The organism is Mesobacillus sp. LC4, from assembly GCF_053543455.1.
On the sequence record NZ_JBGCUB010000001.1, the window covers coordinates 529,478 to 546,814 of the forward strand.

Below are 17,337 nucleotides of genomic sequence, written 5' to 3' on the forward strand. Positions count from 1 at the left end.
ACTCCGCCGGCAGAAGCAAATAGCGCTTCTTTGTCGGAGTCTCCAGTTTCTGCGTTTCTGGGCAGTCGGCTACACATTTCTATTTCGATCCTGCCAATGAAGTCAAAGAACGACTTCACTGTCAGGACCTCCAGCGCTTGTCGGGGCTGGACAAGGCGCTGCGCTTTTTGTTCTTGTTTGTCTATTTAGTTCGTGAAGGGGAAATCAATTGTCATCCCCATCATCATTGGCATCGCCGCTAGTGTTCCCATTATTGTTTCCGTTTCCGTTACCATTACCGGTTCCAGTACCATTGCCATTGCCATTTCCTTGTCCTTGTCCTTGTCCATCACCATTGCCTTCGCCGTTACCTTCAGGGTTCTCGCCTTCTTCATCTTCATTCTCGTCGCCCCCTAAATCTGGCAGTAATGGTTCAGGAACTTCAACTTTAAGTGTTGCCGGGTCGGATTTCTGTTCACCACGAATAGCTGTAACCTTGAATGAGTATATACCGCCCGGGACGACATTGGCGATTTTCAGACTGGTTTCTGCTGTAGTGGTCAATGGCTGTTCAGGACCCTCATCAAGTGAAGCTGTTACTTCGAACTGGATTCCATCTTTATTTTCCTGTTCGATATCCCATGTCAGGATGATTTCATTTTTCGTTTCATCATATTTTGCTTCAAGCTTGGATGGAGTTTCGAGTTTTTCAAACTTCTTGGAAGTTTCCTTAGGGACATTTCCTTTCACAGCCCACTCATAAAGGATTTCCTCCTTAGGAGTGAATTCACTGGCAAGTTTCGCAGGCATAGTTCCTTTTTCGACTTTAACTCTTTCAACACTCTTAGGTACCGTAAAATCAGGTGTATCTACATCTTTTGATACATAGGTCATTAGATTCTTGAAAAGAGTCTGGGAGATTTTTTGTTCATTCCCATAAAGTGCGGTCTTTCTGTCACTATAACCCGTCCAGACAGAGGCTGTATATCTTGTTGTATAGCCAACAAACCAGGAGTCAGGAACACCGCCGTTCTTGATTCCCCATTTATTTATTTCATCTTGTGTGTAATTCGTTGTTCCAGTTTTTCCGGCTACATGAAGGTTGGATATGTTTGCGTATGTTGCCCCAGTTCCTTGCTTGATTGCCGTCTTCAGCATATCGGAAATCATGAAGGCTGTGTAATCCTTCATGACCACTTCAGTTTCAGGTGTAAGGTCAATTTCTGTCTTGTCACGGAGTACAACCTTTTTGACTGAATATGGCTCTGTAAAGAATCCGTTGTTTCCAAATGCTGCATAGGCACCAGCCATTTCGATCGGGGCAATTTCCTTAGCGCCGATTGAAGCTGATTCATAAAAAGGATCATCTAGTGTCAAACCAAGGTTGGTCCCGAATTCCCTTGCTTTTTCAAGACCTACAGCCTGGAAGGCCTGCAGGGCAGGGATGTTGATCGATTTTGCCAGAGCCATTCTCATGGTCATGACTCCGTTATACTTGTCGTTCCAGTTGCCGATCGGTTCGCCATTAGAATAGGTCATAGGCTTATCTTCAAGCATATGATAGGTACCCCAGCGCAAATGCTCAATCGCCGGTCCATAATCAAGAATTGGCTTGATGGTCGATCCTGGCTGCCTTGTTACATCAATCGCATAATTCAGTCCACGTTTGACCTGCTGTTTTCGACCGCCGCCTATCGCGCGTATTTCTCCTGTTTTCGTATCCAGAAGGGTAATGCCTGCCTGCATTTCATCATTAGGAAATTGGACAGCAGCATCTGTATTCAGGATATTCTCTACATGCTTTTGTGCGTTTTGGTCAAGCGTTGTATATATTTCAAGGCCATCGGAAAAAATATCAAAATCGGTTTTTTCGGTTACTTCCTCAATGACCATGTCCACGAAGGCATCGAACGGTTCTTCATTTTTGTTTTTCCTGTTCTCTTCCTTTACCAAGCTGGATTCAACAGGGATCTTCTGTGCTTTTTCTTTTTCTTCCTTTGAAATGAAACCATGCTGGTGCATCAGATATAATACAGTGTTCCTGCGCTTTTCTGCATTTTCAGGGTTGGTAAATGGGTTGTAATTATTAGGACTTTGCGGCATACCTGCAAGCAGGGCAGCTTCATGAAGCTCAAGCTCACTTAGATCTTTACCGAAGTAAGTTTTTGATGCTGTCAGGACACCGTGCATATTCTCAGACATATAAATCTTATTAACATACATTTCAAAAATTTGTTGTTTTGTATATTTTTGTTCGAGCTGGTAGGCAAGCCATGCTTCCTGTGCTTTCCTTGAAATCGTTTTTTCAAAGCCAAGGAAGTAGTTTTTGACAACCTGCTGTGTGATAGTGGAAGCACCTTCGGATCCAAATCCATCAGTTATGTTCGCTAAAACGGCTCCTCCAAGACGGATGACGTCGATACCATTATGTTTATAGAATCTCACATCCTCTGTCGCTAAAAAGGCGTTTTCCACTAGCTTTGGTATATCTTCATAGGCAACATAGTCCCTGTTCTGCGAACCGACTTCTGTTACAAGCTCTTTGTCTTTATCATAGATTTTGGAGGATATAGGGTCTTTGAGCAAACTTTCATCAAGTTTCGGCGTATCCTGTATCATGAATGCAAAGGTAGCGATTCCAGTCAGCATGCCTATAATGCCAAGGGCAATAAGCGTAAGGAAGATTTTCTTGAACATTCCTTTTTTCGGTTTTTTGCCTTTTGTTTTCTTATTCTTGGCTGCCTGCTGTCTACGTCGCTCCTCCCTAGTTTGAGGTTTCTGTGCCATATATAGTTCATTCCTTTCTCACAATAAAAAAACTAACTAAGTTTATAAAGATAATCGATAACTTTTATATAGTCAATCCTTGGATGAAGTCCAAGAGGAATCTGGTGGCCAGATTCGACGACCTCTTCCTTTGTGATTGACTTCCTGCCTCCTGTGATCATCCTTTCCCAAAAACTAAGCAAATGGCTGGCTTCAAGGAGGTAAATCTCTTCTTCTGTCGAGAAGCGGAGGATCACAAAACAAATGCCTCCTTGCTCTAACACGCCTTTCATATGGACGATCTGGTGTTCGTGAAAGTTTTTCAAAGGAAATGATGTTGAAAACTTTGTCTCTTTGGCTTCAAAATCAATGTACTTCCCCCTGTAAACCCCATTATAGTCTGTAGTAGAAGCTTGTTTAAAGTATGCCTCTTTTATAACAGCTGCACTCCTGCGCGGATAATCCACATTAACGATTTGGACGGGTGTTGGTTTTTTATGGATTACAGCTATGCCACGATCAAGATAGTAGGAGTTCGTTTCATTCAGGTCCTCCTCTAATGTCATCCCTCTATTGCTATAGGCTGCGTTTTTCTGCATCCGGGCCTTCTTTGTCGGCTCTTTATTAGTGTTTGGAGTATATTTTTTCCCGTTTGGATAATTGAATATCAAGCTAACCACCTCGCAGACTACTCTATATCATACCAAATATCAAAGGACTTTGGTTGAATAAAAAGCCTCATTTCAATTCACCCTATAAAGAACCTATAGAAAAGGAAGAGAAAAGGTGTGTCAATAACCCAAAATCCTCAATTTCATCAGCTGTGTGACCACGAAGTCGAGGTCATAGATAAAATCAGGCTGCAAACAGAAGAAAAGAATCTTGATAATATCTCAAGAACAAGTGCCTATCTTGACTTCTATCTGGAATATCCAGAAATGATCTGGGCGTTCCTCGCCAGTATGGTTTCTAGGAATGGCGGTTATAATATGTGCGACCTGGAGGGGGACTGGTTCCCGAAGTTTCTGGATCGTCCAATCCGGAAGCGGTTGTTCCTCACATATGAAAGGGCGAACTGGCTGATTTTCCGAGATGCCTATTCTCAGCTCCTTTTATACTCTTATTCGACGAAAGAAAGCTCACCAATGTTTCACTTGCTGAAATTCCTGGATGTTTCAACTTTCATGGAAAAGGAATGGCAGGTATTTTGGGAGCACGGAGATAAGAAGAGGCTTATGACAGCATTGATCATTAATGAACAAAACGTAATTCATAATCCTGTCATTAAGCATCATGTAAACAAAAAAAGAGTATTCAATACCATGATGTTTTCCTTTGAAGACCATCTGCATTTCAGTACGGTTCTTTTCCCGACGTGCGACGGAGAACTATACGGGGCAAGTGTGAATGGATTCAAATCTGTCAGTAAAAGAATCAATCTTGGAAAGCGGCTTGCTTCTATATTATTTGACCAGCGATACTATCCATTTTTTTTAGAATTTGCGATTCGAACTGAACATACTGCTTCACGACATGATTATGAACAGTACTTTTCTAGTCAGAAAAAAAGAGACACTCCATTCCTTCGCTGCACCTATCCTATCATCCAGCATCATTTCCATAAGCAAGGTGACTGGTATAAAGAGAGGCGATTACGAAAGAAGTGGTTCAGTCACGAACTTAACCACAGGCATCCTGTTCATCTGACACGGTGGTACAAACAAAAACAGAAACAACTGCATGCCTTGATTTCACTGAAGGAGTTTTTCACCATTGACTGAAGCAAACAAAAAAGCAAGGGATCTCCTTGCTTTTTTGTTCATTAATCCAGCTCCTAGCCCTTGAAGTCGATTGTGCATATTGGTTCATTCTGCTGGACGGTTTGGTCCTTCAAGCTTTTTGTCGCCATATCCTGTTTTCTTCTCGGCGGTTTTACCAGGCTGCTGTGCAGTTTTCTGTTGTTTTTTATTCATGTGAACACCTCCCGAGATTAGTTTGTTCATTTGCTTGTTTTTCATTCGGTAATTGGATGTCGAAGGCTGTAATCATTGTTGCTGAAAAGCACTTTGTTTGGCGAATCTCTTCTAGTTTTGTCATCGTTGAAGGAGGTTTCAGCGAGGAGTAGAATTTACTAAGAAAAGTTGTAATATTTCCGTAGATTAGATTCTTTGACGTGCAGCGAAATGCTTCTTCCAGTCCATAAAGTTACTATAGTAAGGAGAGATGTCCGATGAGACCAGGAATTGAAAAGGAAGAGATTTTAGGAATGTTGACGGATATGGCCCATAGTCTTGAAGTGACAGATATGAACCTGCATCATTGTTTGACGGAAATCCGAAAAACAATGTATGGAACACATTCCATGCAATTAGCAGAAACCAGCATTCTTTTAGAGAGAATGGAAGGGAAACTGTCTCAATCATTGAACCCTGCCTTACAGGCAAAGTCTGAACAGCTGTCTTTAAAACTTGAAATGAGTTTTTAATATATAATAGAATAAGACAACGTTAAGTAGCTTTTTACAGAAGGCTGCTTTTTTCTTTGAATGATGTAAAATATGGATAGGCAAAGGTAAATAAAATAGAAATGAAGAAAGTGTGATGAACGTGGAACTGGAAAATAACATTCTTGCATTGTCCAGAAAGCTGCTGGAGAATATGGACACTGCTTTTAAAAGATTTCACCATTCCAAGGAAGAGGGAGTCAGAGGCGACTTTCATACTGAAGTAAAGCCATTTGCTGATGAGGTAAAAATGGCGACAGATGCCTGGAGAGAATCAGCTGTGCAATGGGTAAAGATGAATAAACCGAAAAACCTACATGCCAATCAAATCGAAACGGCCGCTGACTATTTGGAGGTCATCTCTGTGCAGGCTTTTTTCCCTGAAACAAGCAAAAAAAGATTCCTTGACCAGGTGCAGTCAGTACAATACATTTTAAAAAGCATGATCCTTGCCATCGAACAAGCTGGCAGTCAGCATGGCGGCGAATGATAAAGAAGCACCAGTTCACTGAACTGGTGCTTCGCAGTGTTTATATGGATATTTCTTTCTGTTCTTCAGGGATGACAGCTCCTTGCAATTCCAGCTCACGAACCAGGTTCCGGTATTCTAAAATGGTAATGTCATTTTGAATATATGACTTTTTAGTGAAATCAAGCAATTCATTTACATGTTCCGGAGTATATGCTTTTGTCTCGGCAAATAGATTTTTCAGTTCGTGAACGTTCATCTTTCATCCTCCTCCATCATTTGAAATAATCGTATCATGAAAATACAATTGGCATTTATTTTTCAAAAATTGAAACTTCCGACAACATATTTCACCATTAGACAAAATCGGAAGTCCCTTCCAGCCTTATCACCAACTGGGCGGCCATAACATATAATATCGTAATGAAATCCGGAGGAGGATGTTCGCCATGTTTGGCCGCAGAAATAAGACCAATGCCTATCATCCACAATGGTGGGAAAATCAACAGTACCCGGATCCGAATTTTATATACGGGAATCATCAAGATATGAACCGGCAGCAACCGCTCCCTCAACAATATAATCCTTCATATTGGAATTCGATGCCAGGAAACTGGCAAAACCAATATATGCAGCAGGAGAACCCGGTGAATCCGTATATGGGGCAGGGCAGTCCGATGAATCCCTATATGCAGCAAGGGAATTCCTATTGGAACCAAGTTAATCCAATGGCTGGGAATAAAAATGACTATTCAAAAATGCTTTTCCAAAATCCGCTAGAGCCTGAGGGTGACCCTATTTATGGATATTATAACCCTCAAGCAGATTATCAGAATTTCAATCCATATCCCCAATATGCGTTCATGCCGAAGCAGTCATCTGGCCTGCAATCGATCATGAATTCGTTTAAAAGCCAGGATGGCAACCTGGACGTCAACAAAATGGTGGATACGGCCGGACAGATGATGAATGCAGTGACCCAGGTTTCTTCGCTCGTCAAAGGCCTTGGCGGGATGTTCAAGGTTTAGGTGAGATGGAGGTTTCCTCAATTCTCGAAATGTTATGAGGAAATCAAAAGCTATAGGAACAAAAAACAAGCAGGCCATTTAATTAGCCTGCTTGTTTTTTGATCGTACCCTTATGCGAGGGTTTTGTCTGCTATAAGGACACGATAAAGGGCAAATCGTACCCTTATCCGAGGTCTTCGTCATCTATAAGGGTACGATAAGAGATTTTTATCATCTCATCCATCATGTTCTGGCAATATATCAATCTTCTTGCCTTGCTTTTTCACGACCTTGACTTCAAGCAGTCCGTCACGATAGGATGCTCGGGTCTTTCTTTCATTGACAGGGACAGAAAAAGGGATCGTCCTGCTCAATTGCCGGGTGGATGCCATGTGCTTTTCTGTTTTGGCGATATCATTGATTTCTGAAGTGACGTCCGTTTGATTGACCAATATTGTCAGGGAGTTATTGATAATATTGATTGAAATTTGGTCTCTTTTCACGCCTGGCAATTCCGCTTTCACTATATACTCCTTTTCTGTTTCACTCAGTGCTACATTGAAGGGGGCATGTGGAAAGGGCTGTTTGAAAAAATCATCAATGCTTTGCAATATGCCTTTAACTGGCTTCTCTTGCATCAGTTGATTCATAGATTTGAACCAGTGTTCAAGGGCTTCATGTCTTTTTGGGCGGTCAGGATGGTTGGTTGCCATCGATGAACATCCTCCTCTGCAGAAATTCTTATAATAGGATATGGAGAGAGGAATGTCCTTGTTCAATGTTATGTGATTTTATAGCTTCATTGTATCGCCTTAGTTTTTTGAACACTTTGTGAAAAATGCCTTTAGTGTGATTTAGGTCACATAACCAGATTTTCATCCTCTGTATGCTGTAAAAGTAAATAACGCAGAAGAGGGGAATACACATATGTTTTGTTACCAATGTGAACAAACGCCAACAGGAGGATGTAAAGTTGTTGGTGTATGCGGAAAAGATGAAACAATCGCAAGTCTTCAGGACACAATGATTTTTGCTTTGAAGGGAATCGCAGCATATAGAACCCATGCGAACCAGCTTGGCTTCACAGATCCATTTGTTGACGCTACAACCCATGAAGCATTATATATGACTCTAACCAACTCAAACTTTAATGTTCAAGAACATATCGATATGGCAATGAAGGTTGGCCAGTCAGCTGTCCGAGTGATGGAAATGCTTGATGAAGCACACACAAGCCGCCTTGGAATTCCGCAGCCGGTGAAGGTCAGCCAGAATAAGATTGAAGGGAAGGCAATCGTCGTTACAGGACATAACCTGTTCGCACTGGAAGAATTGCTTAAACAAACAGAAGGTAAAGGAATCAACATCTATACTCACTCCGAAATGCTCCCGGCCCATGGCTATCCAGCATTGAAGAAGTATCCTCATCTTAAGGGGAATATCGGAAAAGCCTGGTTTGACCAGCGCCGCCTGTTTGAAAAGTTCCCAGGAGCGATCCTGGCTACGACAAACTGTGTTATGCCAATCAAAGGCTCATATGCAGACCGTATGTTTACATATGAAGTCGCAGGCCTTGAAAATGTAAAGAAAATTGAAAATGACGATTTCTCCATGCTGATTGAAAGAGCATTGGAGCTTCCTGAAGCAAATATGGAATCAGAAGAGACATTGGTGACAGGATTCCACCATGAGACAGTGATTGGCCTGGCGCCAGAGGTTATTGAAGCTGTTAAAGCTGGTAAGATCAAGCGCTTCTTCGTCATTGCGGGCTGTGACGCACCAGGTAAAGGTGGAGAATATTACCGTGAGCTTGCAACATCTTTGCCTCCTGAAGCTGTGATCCTGACAACTTCATGCGGGAAATTCCGTTTCAATGATGTAGATTATGGTGTGGTTCCAGGAACAAATATCCCAAGATACCTTGATCTTGGTCAGTGCAATAACTCTGTATCCACTGTGAAAATCGCGAAGGCGCTTGCTGATGCGTTTGAATGTGACGTTAACGAACTGCCTGTCAGCATCGTACTATCATGGTTCGAGCAAAAAGCTGTTGCTATCCTGCTTGGGTTATTCAGTCTGGGAATCCAGGATATCCGCATTGGACCAAAGCCGCCAGAATTCATTTCTGATGGAGTGATGGAAGTGCTTCAGGATACATTCAACCTGAAGCTGATCACTACTGCACAAGAAGATATGGAAACAATGATGGGATTAAGCAAAACTAAATAATAAAGTTGAACGCCCGGAGATGGCTCCGGGCGTTTATTTATGTTTGCTTTGAGGATGACTGTAATCAATGAAGAAACCTAAACAAGCTCATCCATCAAAACATCAGTGTCCAAAATCAGGTTCCCGTTTGAATCGGTAAGGATTAGTTCATCTTTTTTCATCTTTGTTAACGTCCTGCTTACCGTTTCCCTAGTCGTACCAATCATATTCGCGAGATCTTTATTGGTGAAATCAGCTTTCAATAGAACCTTGCCATCCTCCTGCTTTTCACCATGAAGCTCACCTAATCTGATCAATAGTTTTATAATCTGTTCATAGGTGTTGTTCAGTATTTGTGCTTCAAGTCTTTCCTGAAGGTCAACAATTTTTTCACCAAGGACCTTGAATACCTTGATGCTTAAGTGGGGATTATCTACAAGGACTTTCTCGAATTGTGAAATCGGAACAACGACAAGGCTTGCCTGCTCCAAAACCTCGGAATATCCTGGATAGCCTCCTTTCCTGAAAAAACCGACATGCGGGAACATTTCACCTTTCTTCAAGATGGCGACAATCTGCTCCCGGCCATTTGCGTCACTTTTATATATTTTGACCTTTCCTTCATGGATGAAATACACATTTTCAAGTGGATCGCCCTGCATGAAAATATGGCTGTTTTTCTTCCATTCCCGCGAGATTGATATATCTACTATTTTATCAAGTTCATAATCATCAAGGTCCCTGAACAAAGAAAACTTGGACAGGACACTTCTTACCTCATTCTTATCCAAAAGAAACACCTCTATCAGCGGTTTGTCCCCTCTATTTTAGCAAATGGCTGTACTAAATGACACCACTGATTGCTATATGGACAATCGGATAGTTAATAAAAAATGATCAGGCAGTTTGTATACCAAAAAATAGCAGTTTATTTAAATGAACTTTTATCTTTTGCAACGAACGTTTATTCGGTAAAATAGTGATAACGAGGTGAACGCTATGAAGGTCCGCAAAAACATGCAAGAAATATTGCAAGATTTAAAGGTTAGTGAATCGGTTAAGAAGAATATTGTCCACTGGCATACGATTGAAGAGCGAGAAGCCCGAACGGATGAAATGCCAGAGGAACTGAGCGGGATATTAAAAGGTGCACTAGAAAGACGAGGGATTTCCCGGCTTTATACACATCAGAAGTCTTCGTATGATCAAATCATGCAGGGGCGCAGCATCGTGGCTGTCACGCCGACTGCATCAGGGAAAACACTGTGCTATAACCTGCCGGTGCTTCAATCGATCATTGATGATCCGAACGCAAGAGCTCTGTATATGTTTCCTACCAAAGCGCTTGCCCAGGACCAAAAGAGTGAAATCAATGAATTGATACAGGAGGCTGAGCTGGCGATCAACAGCTATACATATGACGGAGACACTCCGTCTAATATACGCCAGAAGGTCAGGAGGGCAGGGCATATCGTTATTACAAACCCGGACATGCTCCATTCTGCGATTCTGCCGCACCATACAAAATGGGTTTCACTTTTCGAAAATCTTAAGTATGTGGTTATTGATGAATTGCATATTTACAGAGGGGTCTTTGGCAGCCATGTGGCAAATGTCATAAGAAGGTTAAAGAGAATTTGCCAGTATTATGGAAGCGACCCTGTTTTCATCTGCACTTCGGCCACGATTGCGAACCCGCTTGAACTCGCTGAAGGCCTGACTGAAAAGGATATGGTGTTGATCGACAATAACGGGGCTCCCACAGGGCGAAAGCATTTTTTATTCTATAATCCGCCAGTCGTCAATATCCCGCTGAATGTCCGCAGAAGTGCGACACTTGAAACGAGAAGGCTCGCAGGTGAGTTCCTGAAAAATAAGATCCAGACCATCGTTTTTGCTAGGAGCAGGGTGAGAGTCGAAATCCTGCTTACCTATCTTCAGGATCTGGTCAAGCACAAACTGGGGCCAAAGGCGATCAGAGGATACCGTGGTGGTTATCTTCCGACAGAAAGGCGCGAAATTGAAAAAGGGCTGCGCTCAGGTGACATCTATGGGGTAGTCAGTACAAATGCATTGGAACTGGGTGTAGATATTGGACAGCTGCAGGTATGTATCATGAACGGTTATCCGGGGACGATTGCCAGTGCCTGGCAGCAGGCAGGGCGGGCTGGACGCCGCCACGGCGAATCGGTTGTCATCATGGTGGCAAGTTCCAGTCCGCTCGATCAGTACGTGATCCAGAATCCTGATTACTTTTTTAACCGAAGTCCTGAAACGGCGAGAATCAATCCGGATAATCTGATTATCCTGATCGACCATATCAAATGCGCTTCCTATGAATTGCCGTTCAAAAAAGGCGATACGTTTGGTGCAGCTGAAATCGAAGAGATACTTGAATATTTGACAGAGGAACGGATCTTGCACCAGAACGGTGACAAATGGTTCTGGATGAATGACGCTTTCCCGGCACACAATATCAGTTTGCGTTCAGCATCACAGGAAAATGTCGTGATCATAGACCAGTCAGATGTAGCCAATGTCAGGGTAATTGGCGAAATGGATACTTTTTCAGCGATGACATTGCTGCATGAAGAGGCCATTTATCTTCATCAGGGTATCCAATTCCAGGTGGAAAAGCTTGATTGGGAAGAGAAGAAGGCCTTTGTCAGGGAAGTGGATGTCGATTATTTTACAGATGCCAATCTTGCTGTCCAACTTAGTGTCCTTGAGGAAGATAAAATGAGGGGCAATGAAGAAACAGAAATTGGTTATGGAGATGTCAGTGTAAGGGCAATGGCAACCATTTTCAAAAAAATTCGATTCGAAACGCATGAGAATATCGGTTCTGGACCGATTTTCCTTCCGGAAGAGGAGCTCCATACAAGCTCGGCCTGGATATCTTTGAACAAAGAACTGTCTGAATTTGGCGATGACCGCCTTGAAGAAGGGTTGATAGGCACATCACAGGCACTAAAGCATATCGCACCATTATTTGTCATGTGTGATCCTTCCGACGTGCATGTAGTCCCTCAGGTCAAGGCTGCCCATAATGAAAAGCCAACCATCTTCTTCTATGACCGCTACCCGGGAGGAATCGGGTTAAGTGAAAAAATATATAGCGGTATTGAAGAGATTCTGAACCAAACTAAGCAAATGGTCTTGAATTGTCAATGCTCTGACGGGTGCCCGTCTTGCATCGGAACCGATACGACATCGATTCACTCTAAGAAAGATGTAGTAAAACTTCTGGATTTATTTCTTAAAGCAGCTGTGTAGGAAAGGAGGGGGGATATGAGTCTTAAAAACAAATTGAACAGACTGAAACCCCATATAAAAAGTGGGGTTGAAAAACCAAAGATCGAGCCGGCAAAGGCTGAAGGAACGCCAGAAATACCGTTTCTTGATGTCTGGGAACAGGAACAAGTTTCCCCCTTCTATTTTGATGGCCAATATTGTCTTGTCAGGGAAGTTAGTTATCCTCTTGACCATCAGCATGGTAATTATCAATTCGGAGACTTTCTGGAGGCTGTTTCGCTATGGAACAAAGAGCAGACAAAGCATCCGCTTTCCGCAGTCGGCCACACTCCTAATGACCTGGTGTTTTTTGATACCGAAACGACAGGCCTTGGGGGTGGAGCTGGGAATACGATCTTCCTGCTAGGCCATGCGTCGATTTCAGGGGACTCGGTGAAATTGAAACAGCATATCCTGCCGAATCCAGGAGCGGAAGTAGCGCTTTACCAGAGTTTCTTAACCAATGCTGATTACACAACATTGGTTACATACAATGGCAAGGCTTTCGATTGGCCACAGGTCAAAACGAGGCATACTCTTGTCCGTGACCATGTACCCAAACTTCCTTCTTATGGCCATTTTGATTTGTATCATGCAGCGAGAAGATTGTGGAAGCATAAGATTGAGCGGATGAAGCTGAGCATTGTGGAGCAAGAAGTCTTGGGTCTTGAAAGGAAGGACGATATACCTGGCTTTTTGGCACCCATGATTTATTTTGACTTTCTGGAGCGTAAGGACCCTGAAGGCTTGCTGGGTGTCATAAAGCACAATGAAACGGATATTCTGTCATTATTGACTCTTTATACACATTTAACCTTCCAGATTCTCGGAAGGGACCGGACACAAACACCACGGGAAACTTACGAGGTGGGACGATGGTTCTCCTATCTTGGACAGTCAGAAGAAGCGAAGCAAGCATTCACTGGTCTCCTTGACGATGGGAATGAGGAAGAGGTTTCAGCCAAGCATGCCCTGGCTTTTGAGTATAAAAAACAAAAAGAATGGCATAAAGCTGTCGAACTTTGGATCGAAAGCGCAGCCAAAGGTACACAAAAGCAGCAGCTAGAAGCGTGCATCGAGCTGGCTAAGCATTTCGAGCATCGCGCGAAAAACCTTGGACTGGCTATGAAATATTGCCTGCTTGCTGAAGAAATTCACCACAAAAATAAAGGGACAGCAAAAAAAGACATGATTTTTGCCGAAGAGCTTAAAAATCGGATCAGGAGGATTTCCCGAAAACAATTTCCCGGGGAAGCGCATGATTCGTCAAAATGAATCGGTATTTTAGCAGGTTTCGTCAAGGAATCTGTAATTGTAACAAAATTTTAACATTTATCCGTCCAAAACCTGTAATATCCTGTTGTATGTATGGTTTCGACATTGTAAAATGTAAAATTGTATGGTGTTAAAAAACAATATAATTTTACGGGGCGGGTTTGATGTATAAAGCGGTATTAGTTCTATATTTTGTCGTGATTACTCTCATCGCTGTAATTTTCAGCGGTCTTAAGGACAACTTTTACACATTCCTTTAAGAATCGAAAAATGGACTTCATTGCAGATTCTTTTGAAAAATAGGTGTTTTCATTAGTACAAGACGCATGGCTACTTCATAGGCTGATAATGTAAACAATAAGTCTAAATGAAAGGAGTTATGCACTATGCACTGCAAGCCGACACATGTATTGCCAACGGTAGTTCATCCTACTAAGTGCTGCACGAACCATAACTTTGTAAACAATGTGGTTCCGCATGTTCATCCAACACACACTACCAATGTAAATCACATCAATTATGATCATGTCCATTATTTCCCGCAAACACAGTCCACAGTTAATCAGGTAACACATCAGAATCACTATGGCGGACCTGGTCCAGTGCCAGGCGGAGTGGCTCCAGTTGGACCTAGGCCTCGCCCGGGATTTGGCGGTCCAGGATTTGGTGGACCAGGATTTGGCGGTCCAGGATTTGGTCGATAAAATGACTTCAACAAGGGCTCTAGCAGCCCTTGTTTTTTTAAAAATATGAGGTGTAATATTTGCAGCTTAAAGGGAATACCTTCAATATGGAGTTATGACAAATCACTATTTCAAAGGAGAAACCATGGCAAAAGTAGCTGCGATATCAGGGTATAAACCATTTGAAATTGGCGTATTCCAGCATGATCATCCAGCGGCTGAATACATAAAGATGGCGATAAGAAAAAGCTTGATTCCTTTAATTGAGGATGGCCTTGAATGGGTGATGATCAGTGGACAGCTCGGTGTCGAATTATGGGCTGGTGAGGCAGTATTTGCACTTCAGGAAGAATATCCTGATCTCAAACTATCGGTGTTCACTCCCTTCCTTGATCAGGAGGAAACATGGAAGGATTCCAATAAAGAATGGTATGAATCCGTGCTTGCTGGAGCTGACCATGTGGATTCAATTACTAAGAAGCCTTACGAAAAACCATGGCAATTCAGGCTGAAGAACCAATTTTTCATAGAAAAAAGCGATCTCCTTGTTCTCCTATACGATCCTGAAAAGGAAGGCAGTCCTAAATTCATATATGAAACAGCCAAAAAATATCAAGAAAAAAATGAATATGATATCAGATTGATCACTTTATATGATTTACAAATGGTGGTCGAAGAGGAACAATTGAAACAGCAAGGGTTTTAAACAAATGCTTCATTCCTAAAAAAACTGCAAACACGAAATAAGCCTTATAAAAGAAAAATTGACAAATCGCCTTGTTTTTGAAAAAATAAATGTGACGATTGGGGTATATTGAGGTGAATGGAATGCTATCCGATAAAATACAGTTAACTGCTAAAGATATTTTAGAAAAAGAATTCAAAACAGCAATGCGTGGTTACAAGCCAGAAGATGTTGATAAGTTTCTCGATACGATCATCAAGGATTATGAAGTGATGCAGCAGGAGATTGAGGAGCTGCAACAGGACAATCTTCGCCTTAAGAAGCAGCTTGATGAAGCTTCGCGCCGACCAAGCACACAGGCAGCTGGCACAACGAATTTCGATATCCTTAAAAGGCTTTCGAACCTTGAAAAGCATGTTTTCGGTGATAAGCTTTACGATTAATCCAGCATTTGCTAGTTTTTGAAATGTATTACCATTGCTTTTCCAACCTATATTTCATATAATGTTTCTTGTAGCTATTAATAACGTTCGGGTAATCGCTGCAGCACTGCTGCAGAGGAAAGTCCATGCTCGCACAGGCTGAGATGCTTGTAGTGTTCGTGCCTGGCCAATTCATAAGCCAGGGCAGTCGGGCTCACGCTCGGCTGACGGCCGGGAAAATGCCTAAGTCGGCAACGATATGGCATGAATACCTATAAAAGTGCCACAGTGACGGAGCCTTTCGAGAAATCGGAAGGGTGGAACGAGGTAAACCCCACGAGCGAGAAACCCAAACGATGGTAGGGGCACCTTCCTGGAGGAACTGAACAAAGGGAAGGACGGATGAATTCTCATCTGTAGATAGATGATTACCGCCGGAGTACGAGACTTTTGGTCGTTTGCAGTACGAAGGTACAAAACATGGCTTACAGAACGTTATTAATGGATTTGTATGAGTGTTTACTAAAGCTCTCCTTTTGCCAGGAGAGCTTTTTTTATGTATATTAAGTCTATTGGGCAACTTAATAATGGAATACATAGATATTGGATATAAAGGGTGAAACGATGAAGAATTTTGATATAATCGCAACGTCTGCAATGGGTTTGGAAGCCATCGTTGCAAAGGAAGTCCGTGACTTAGGATATGAGTGCCAGGTTGAAAATGGGAAAATTACCTATAAAGGAGATGCGCGCGCTATTGCGAGAAGCAATATGTGGCTGCGTACAGCTGACCGGATCAAAATTAAAATAGGCGAATTCAAGGCTTATAGCTTTGACGAACTCTTTGAAAAGACAAAGGCGCTTCCTTGGGAAGAGTTTTTGCCGGAGAATGCTGAATTCCCTGTTTCGGGCAAATCAGTGAAATCCAAGCTTTTCAGCGTATCCGACTGTCAGGCGATCGTGAAGAAAGCAATCGTCGAACGCTTGCGAACATCTTATAAGAAGACTGGCTGGTTTGAAGAAAACGGTCCTCTTTACAAGATTGAAGTTGCGCTGCTTAAAGATGTTGCCACAATTACCATCGATACAAGCGGAAGCGGCCTTCATAAGCGCGGCTACAGGACAGGCCAGGGGGAGGCTCCGCTGAAGGAGACCCTTGCAGCTGCTTTGGTCATGCTGACAAATTGGAATCCGGACAAGCCTTTTGTTGATCCGTTCTGCGGATCTGGAACGATCCCGATTGAAGCTGCATTAATCGGGCAAAATATTGCGCCGGGCTTTAACAGGGAATTTGTATCGGAAGATTGGCCGATTTTCCCTGATGCAGTTTGGGATGAAGTGAGGATGGAAGCAGAAGACCTTGCAAATTACGATCAGCACCTTGATATTAGCGGAATGGATATCGACCATCGTTTGGTAAAAATCGCTGAAGAGAACGCTTTTGAAGCTGGTCTTGGCGACTTAATTACATTCAAACAAATGCGTGTCCAGGACTTTACGACAAAGAAAGAGTATGGTGTCATTGTTGGCAACCCTCCATATGGGGAGCGATTGGGTGAAAAGAAAGCGGTAGAAGAAATGTACAGCCAAATGGGCAAGGCATTTGCTCCGCTGGATACATGGTCCATCTATATGCTGACATCGAACGAGAACTTTGAACAAGTGTACGGAAAGCCGGCAACAAAGAAGCGTAAGCTGTTCAATGGGTTCATCCGTACAGATTATTACCAGTACTGGGGCAAACGCCCACCAAGAACCGATAAATAAACACGAAGTCTCCTGGAATGACCAGGAGGCTTTTTGTTATTTAGACTTCCACTGGCAAATTTTCTAGAATAAATAAAGGTGAAGGTGAATAAAATACTTTTATATTTGAATTTGTAAAAGGTAAGAAAGCATCAACTTTTTACACTTGAATTTGTGTCTAGCTTCAGCGCCTAGCCAGTTTTCATACCCGAGAGGCCTTCTTCGAGTATCTTGCGAGAAGCGTTAGCTTTGAGCAGCTCGAGACGTTTCGGTCTGCCCAATGAAGTCAAAGAGCGACTT

16 protein-coding genes and 1 other RNA gene are annotated in these 17,337 nt (G+C 42.6%); 12 read left to right on the top strand and 5 right to left on the bottom strand.

Going from position 1 to position 17,337, the window contains the following annotated elements; translation table 11 throughout:
- Nucleotides 1-204 precede the first annotated feature (204 nt).
- A complete protein-coding gene (locus tag AB5I83_RS02720; RefSeq protein WP_448972632.1) occupies nucleotides 205-2,766 on the bottom strand; it encodes a PBP1A family penicillin-binding protein in 2,562 nt (853 codons plus the stop codon).
- 32 nt (nucleotides 2,767-2,798) lie between these two features.
- Entirely contained in the window at nucleotides 2,799-3,416 is a 618-nt protein-coding gene (gene recU / locus AB5I83_RS02725; protein WP_448972634.1) for a Holliday junction resolvase RecU, read from the bottom strand.
- 123 nt (nucleotides 3,417-3,539) lie between these two features.
- Between recU and AB5I83_RS02730 the strand changes: the two genes are divergently transcribed.
- The 3 genes from AB5I83_RS02730 to AB5I83_RS02740 all read left to right on the top strand — a co-directional run bounded on the left by AB5I83_RS02730 (nucleotide 3,540) and on the right by AB5I83_RS02740 (nucleotide 5,738).
- Entirely contained in the window at nucleotides 3,540-4,526 is a 987-nt protein-coding gene (locus tag AB5I83_RS02730; RefSeq protein ID WP_448973885.1) for a DUF2515 domain-containing protein, read from the top strand.
- 449 nt (nucleotides 4,527-4,975) lie between these two features.
- On the top strand, nucleotides 4,976-5,230 hold the full coding sequence (locus AB5I83_RS02735) for a hypothetical protein (RefSeq protein ID WP_448972636.1): 255 nt from the start codon (nucleotides 4,976-4,978) through the stop codon (nucleotides 5,228-5,230).
- 115 nt (nucleotides 5,231-5,345) lie between these two features.
- The gene (locus AB5I83_RS02740; protein WP_448972637.1) at nucleotides 5,346-5,738 is read left to right on the top strand and encodes a YppE family protein; all 393 of its coding nucleotides are present in this window, start codon (nucleotides 5,346-5,348) and stop codon (nucleotides 5,736-5,738) included.
- Between the two features lie 40 nt (nucleotides 5,739-5,778).
- Here AB5I83_RS02740 and AB5I83_RS02745 read toward each other — a convergent pair whose 3' ends face one another.
- The gene (locus tag AB5I83_RS02745) at nucleotides 5,779-5,976 is read right to left on the bottom strand and encodes a YppF family protein (RefSeq protein ID WP_192470421.1); all 198 of its coding nucleotides are present in this window, start codon (nucleotides 5,974-5,976) and stop codon (nucleotides 5,779-5,781) included.
- 190 nt (nucleotides 5,977-6,166) lie between these two features.
- Between AB5I83_RS02745 and AB5I83_RS02750 the strand changes: the two genes are divergently transcribed.
- Complete coding sequence (locus AB5I83_RS02750; protein ID WP_226642263.1) at nucleotides 6,167-6,745, top strand: YppG family protein; 579 nt, start codon at nucleotides 6,167-6,169, stop codon at nucleotides 6,743-6,745.
- A gap of 215 nt (nucleotides 6,746-6,960) precedes the next feature.
- Here AB5I83_RS02750 and AB5I83_RS02755 read toward each other — a convergent pair whose 3' ends face one another.
- The gene (locus AB5I83_RS02755; protein ID WP_448972639.1) at nucleotides 6,961-7,437 is read right to left on the bottom strand and encodes an Hsp20/alpha crystallin family protein; all 477 of its coding nucleotides are present in this window, start codon (nucleotides 7,435-7,437) and stop codon (nucleotides 6,961-6,963) included.
- A gap of 214 nt (nucleotides 7,438-7,651) precedes the next feature.
- Between AB5I83_RS02755 and hcp the strand changes: the two genes are divergently transcribed.
- A complete protein-coding gene (hcp, locus tag AB5I83_RS02760) occupies nucleotides 7,652-8,953 on the top strand; it encodes a hydroxylamine reductase (protein WP_448972641.1) in 1,302 nt (433 codons plus the stop codon).
- Between the two features lie 77 nt (nucleotides 8,954-9,030).
- Here hcp and AB5I83_RS02765 read toward each other — a convergent pair whose 3' ends face one another.
- A complete protein-coding gene (locus tag AB5I83_RS02765) occupies nucleotides 9,031-9,723 on the bottom strand; it encodes a Crp/Fnr family transcriptional regulator (protein WP_448972643.1) in 693 nt (230 codons plus the stop codon).
- A gap of 208 nt (nucleotides 9,724-9,931) precedes the next feature.
- Here AB5I83_RS02765 and AB5I83_RS02770 point away from each other — a divergent pair, with 208 nt between their 5' ends.
- The 7 genes from AB5I83_RS02770 (at nucleotide 9,932) to AB5I83_RS02800 (ending at nucleotide 17,058) form a co-directional block, all read left to right on the top strand.
- Nucleotides 9,932-12,208: a DEAD/DEAH box helicase gene (locus AB5I83_RS02770; RefSeq protein ID WP_448972645.1), complete on the top strand. Its 2,277-nt coding sequence runs from the start codon at nucleotides 9,932-9,934 to the stop codon at nucleotides 12,206-12,208.
- Between the two features lie 15 nt (nucleotides 12,209-12,223).
- Nucleotides 12,224-13,501, top strand: a complete 1,278-nt coding sequence (locus AB5I83_RS02775; protein WP_448972647.1) for a ribonuclease H-like domain-containing protein — start codon at nucleotides 12,224-12,226, stop codon at nucleotides 13,499-13,501.
- A gap of 386 nt (nucleotides 13,502-13,887) precedes the next feature.
- Nucleotides 13,888-14,205 (top strand): CotD family spore coat protein, encoded by a 318-nt coding sequence (locus AB5I83_RS02780; RefSeq protein ID WP_167831330.1) that lies wholly within the window; start codon nucleotides 13,888-13,890, stop codon nucleotides 14,203-14,205.
- A gap of 124 nt (nucleotides 14,206-14,329) precedes the next feature.
- A complete protein-coding gene (locus tag AB5I83_RS02785; RefSeq protein WP_448972649.1) occupies nucleotides 14,330-14,890 on the top strand; it encodes a DUF1273 domain-containing protein in 561 nt (186 codons plus the stop codon).
- Between the two features lie 122 nt (nucleotides 14,891-15,012).
- On the top strand, nucleotides 15,013-15,312 hold the full coding sequence (gene gpsB, locus AB5I83_RS02790) for a cell division regulator GpsB (RefSeq protein WP_167831672.1): 300 nt from the start codon (nucleotides 15,013-15,015) through the stop codon (nucleotides 15,310-15,312).
- 83 nt (nucleotides 15,313-15,395) lie between these two features.
- Nucleotides 15,396-15,784: RNase P RNA component class B (gene rnpB / locus AB5I83_RS02795), an RNA gene on the top strand.
- Nucleotides 15,785-15,915: 131 nt separating this feature from the next.
- Nucleotides 15,916-17,058: a THUMP domain-containing class I SAM-dependent RNA methyltransferase gene (locus AB5I83_RS02800; RefSeq protein WP_448972651.1), complete on the top strand. Its 1,143-nt coding sequence runs from the start codon at nucleotides 15,916-15,918 to the stop codon at nucleotides 17,056-17,058.
- Nucleotides 17,059-17,337 lie beyond the last annotated feature (279 nt).

What these genes read in the sequence shown, in the direction of transcription:
- AB5I83_RS02720 (WP_448972632.1), bottom strand. Translation starts at nt 2,766, where the DNA reads ATGGCACAGAAACCTCAAACTAGGGAGGAGCGACGTAGACAGCAGGCA.
- AB5I83_RS02735 (WP_448972636.1), top strand. Translation starts at nt 4,976, where the DNA reads ATGAGACCAGGAATTGAAAAGGAAGAGATTTTAGGAATGTTGACGGAT.
- AB5I83_RS02740 (WP_448972637.1), top strand. Translation starts at nt 5,346, where the DNA reads ATGAACGTGGAACTGGAAAATAACATTCTTGCATTGTCCAGAAAGCTG.
- AB5I83_RS02745 (WP_192470421.1), bottom strand. Translation starts at nt 5,976, where the DNA reads ATGAACGTTCACGAACTGAAAAATCTATTTGCCGAGACAAAAGCATAT.
- AB5I83_RS02750 (WP_226642263.1), top strand. Translation starts at nt 6,167, where the DNA reads ATGTTTGGCCGCAGAAATAAGACCAATGCCTATCATCCACAATGGTGG.
- AB5I83_RS02755 (WP_448972639.1), bottom strand. Translation starts at nt 7,437, where the DNA reads ATGGCAACCAACCATCCTGACCGCCCAAAAAGACATGAAGCCCTTGAA.
- hcp (WP_448972641.1), top strand. Translation starts at nt 7,652, where the DNA reads ATGTTTTGTTACCAATGTGAACAAACGCCAACAGGAGGATGTAAAGTT.
- AB5I83_RS02770 (WP_448972645.1), top strand. Translation starts at nt 9,932, where the DNA reads ATGAAGGTCCGCAAAAACATGCAAGAAATATTGCAAGATTTAAAGGTT.
- AB5I83_RS02775 (WP_448972647.1), top strand. Translation starts at nt 12,224, where the DNA reads ATGAGTCTTAAAAACAAATTGAACAGACTGAAACCCCATATAAAAAGT.
- AB5I83_RS02780 (WP_167831330.1), top strand. Translation starts at nt 13,888, where the DNA reads ATGCACTGCAAGCCGACACATGTATTGCCAACGGTAGTTCATCCTACT.
- AB5I83_RS02785 (WP_448972649.1), top strand. Translation starts at nt 14,330, where the DNA reads ATGGCAAAAGTAGCTGCGATATCAGGGTATAAACCATTTGAAATTGGC.
- gpsB (WP_167831672.1), top strand. Translation starts at nt 15,013, where the DNA reads ATGCTATCCGATAAAATACAGTTAACTGCTAAAGATATTTTAGAAAAA.
- AB5I83_RS02800 (WP_448972651.1), top strand. Translation starts at nt 15,916, where the DNA reads ATGAAGAATTTTGATATAATCGCAACGTCTGCAATGGGTTTGGAAGCC.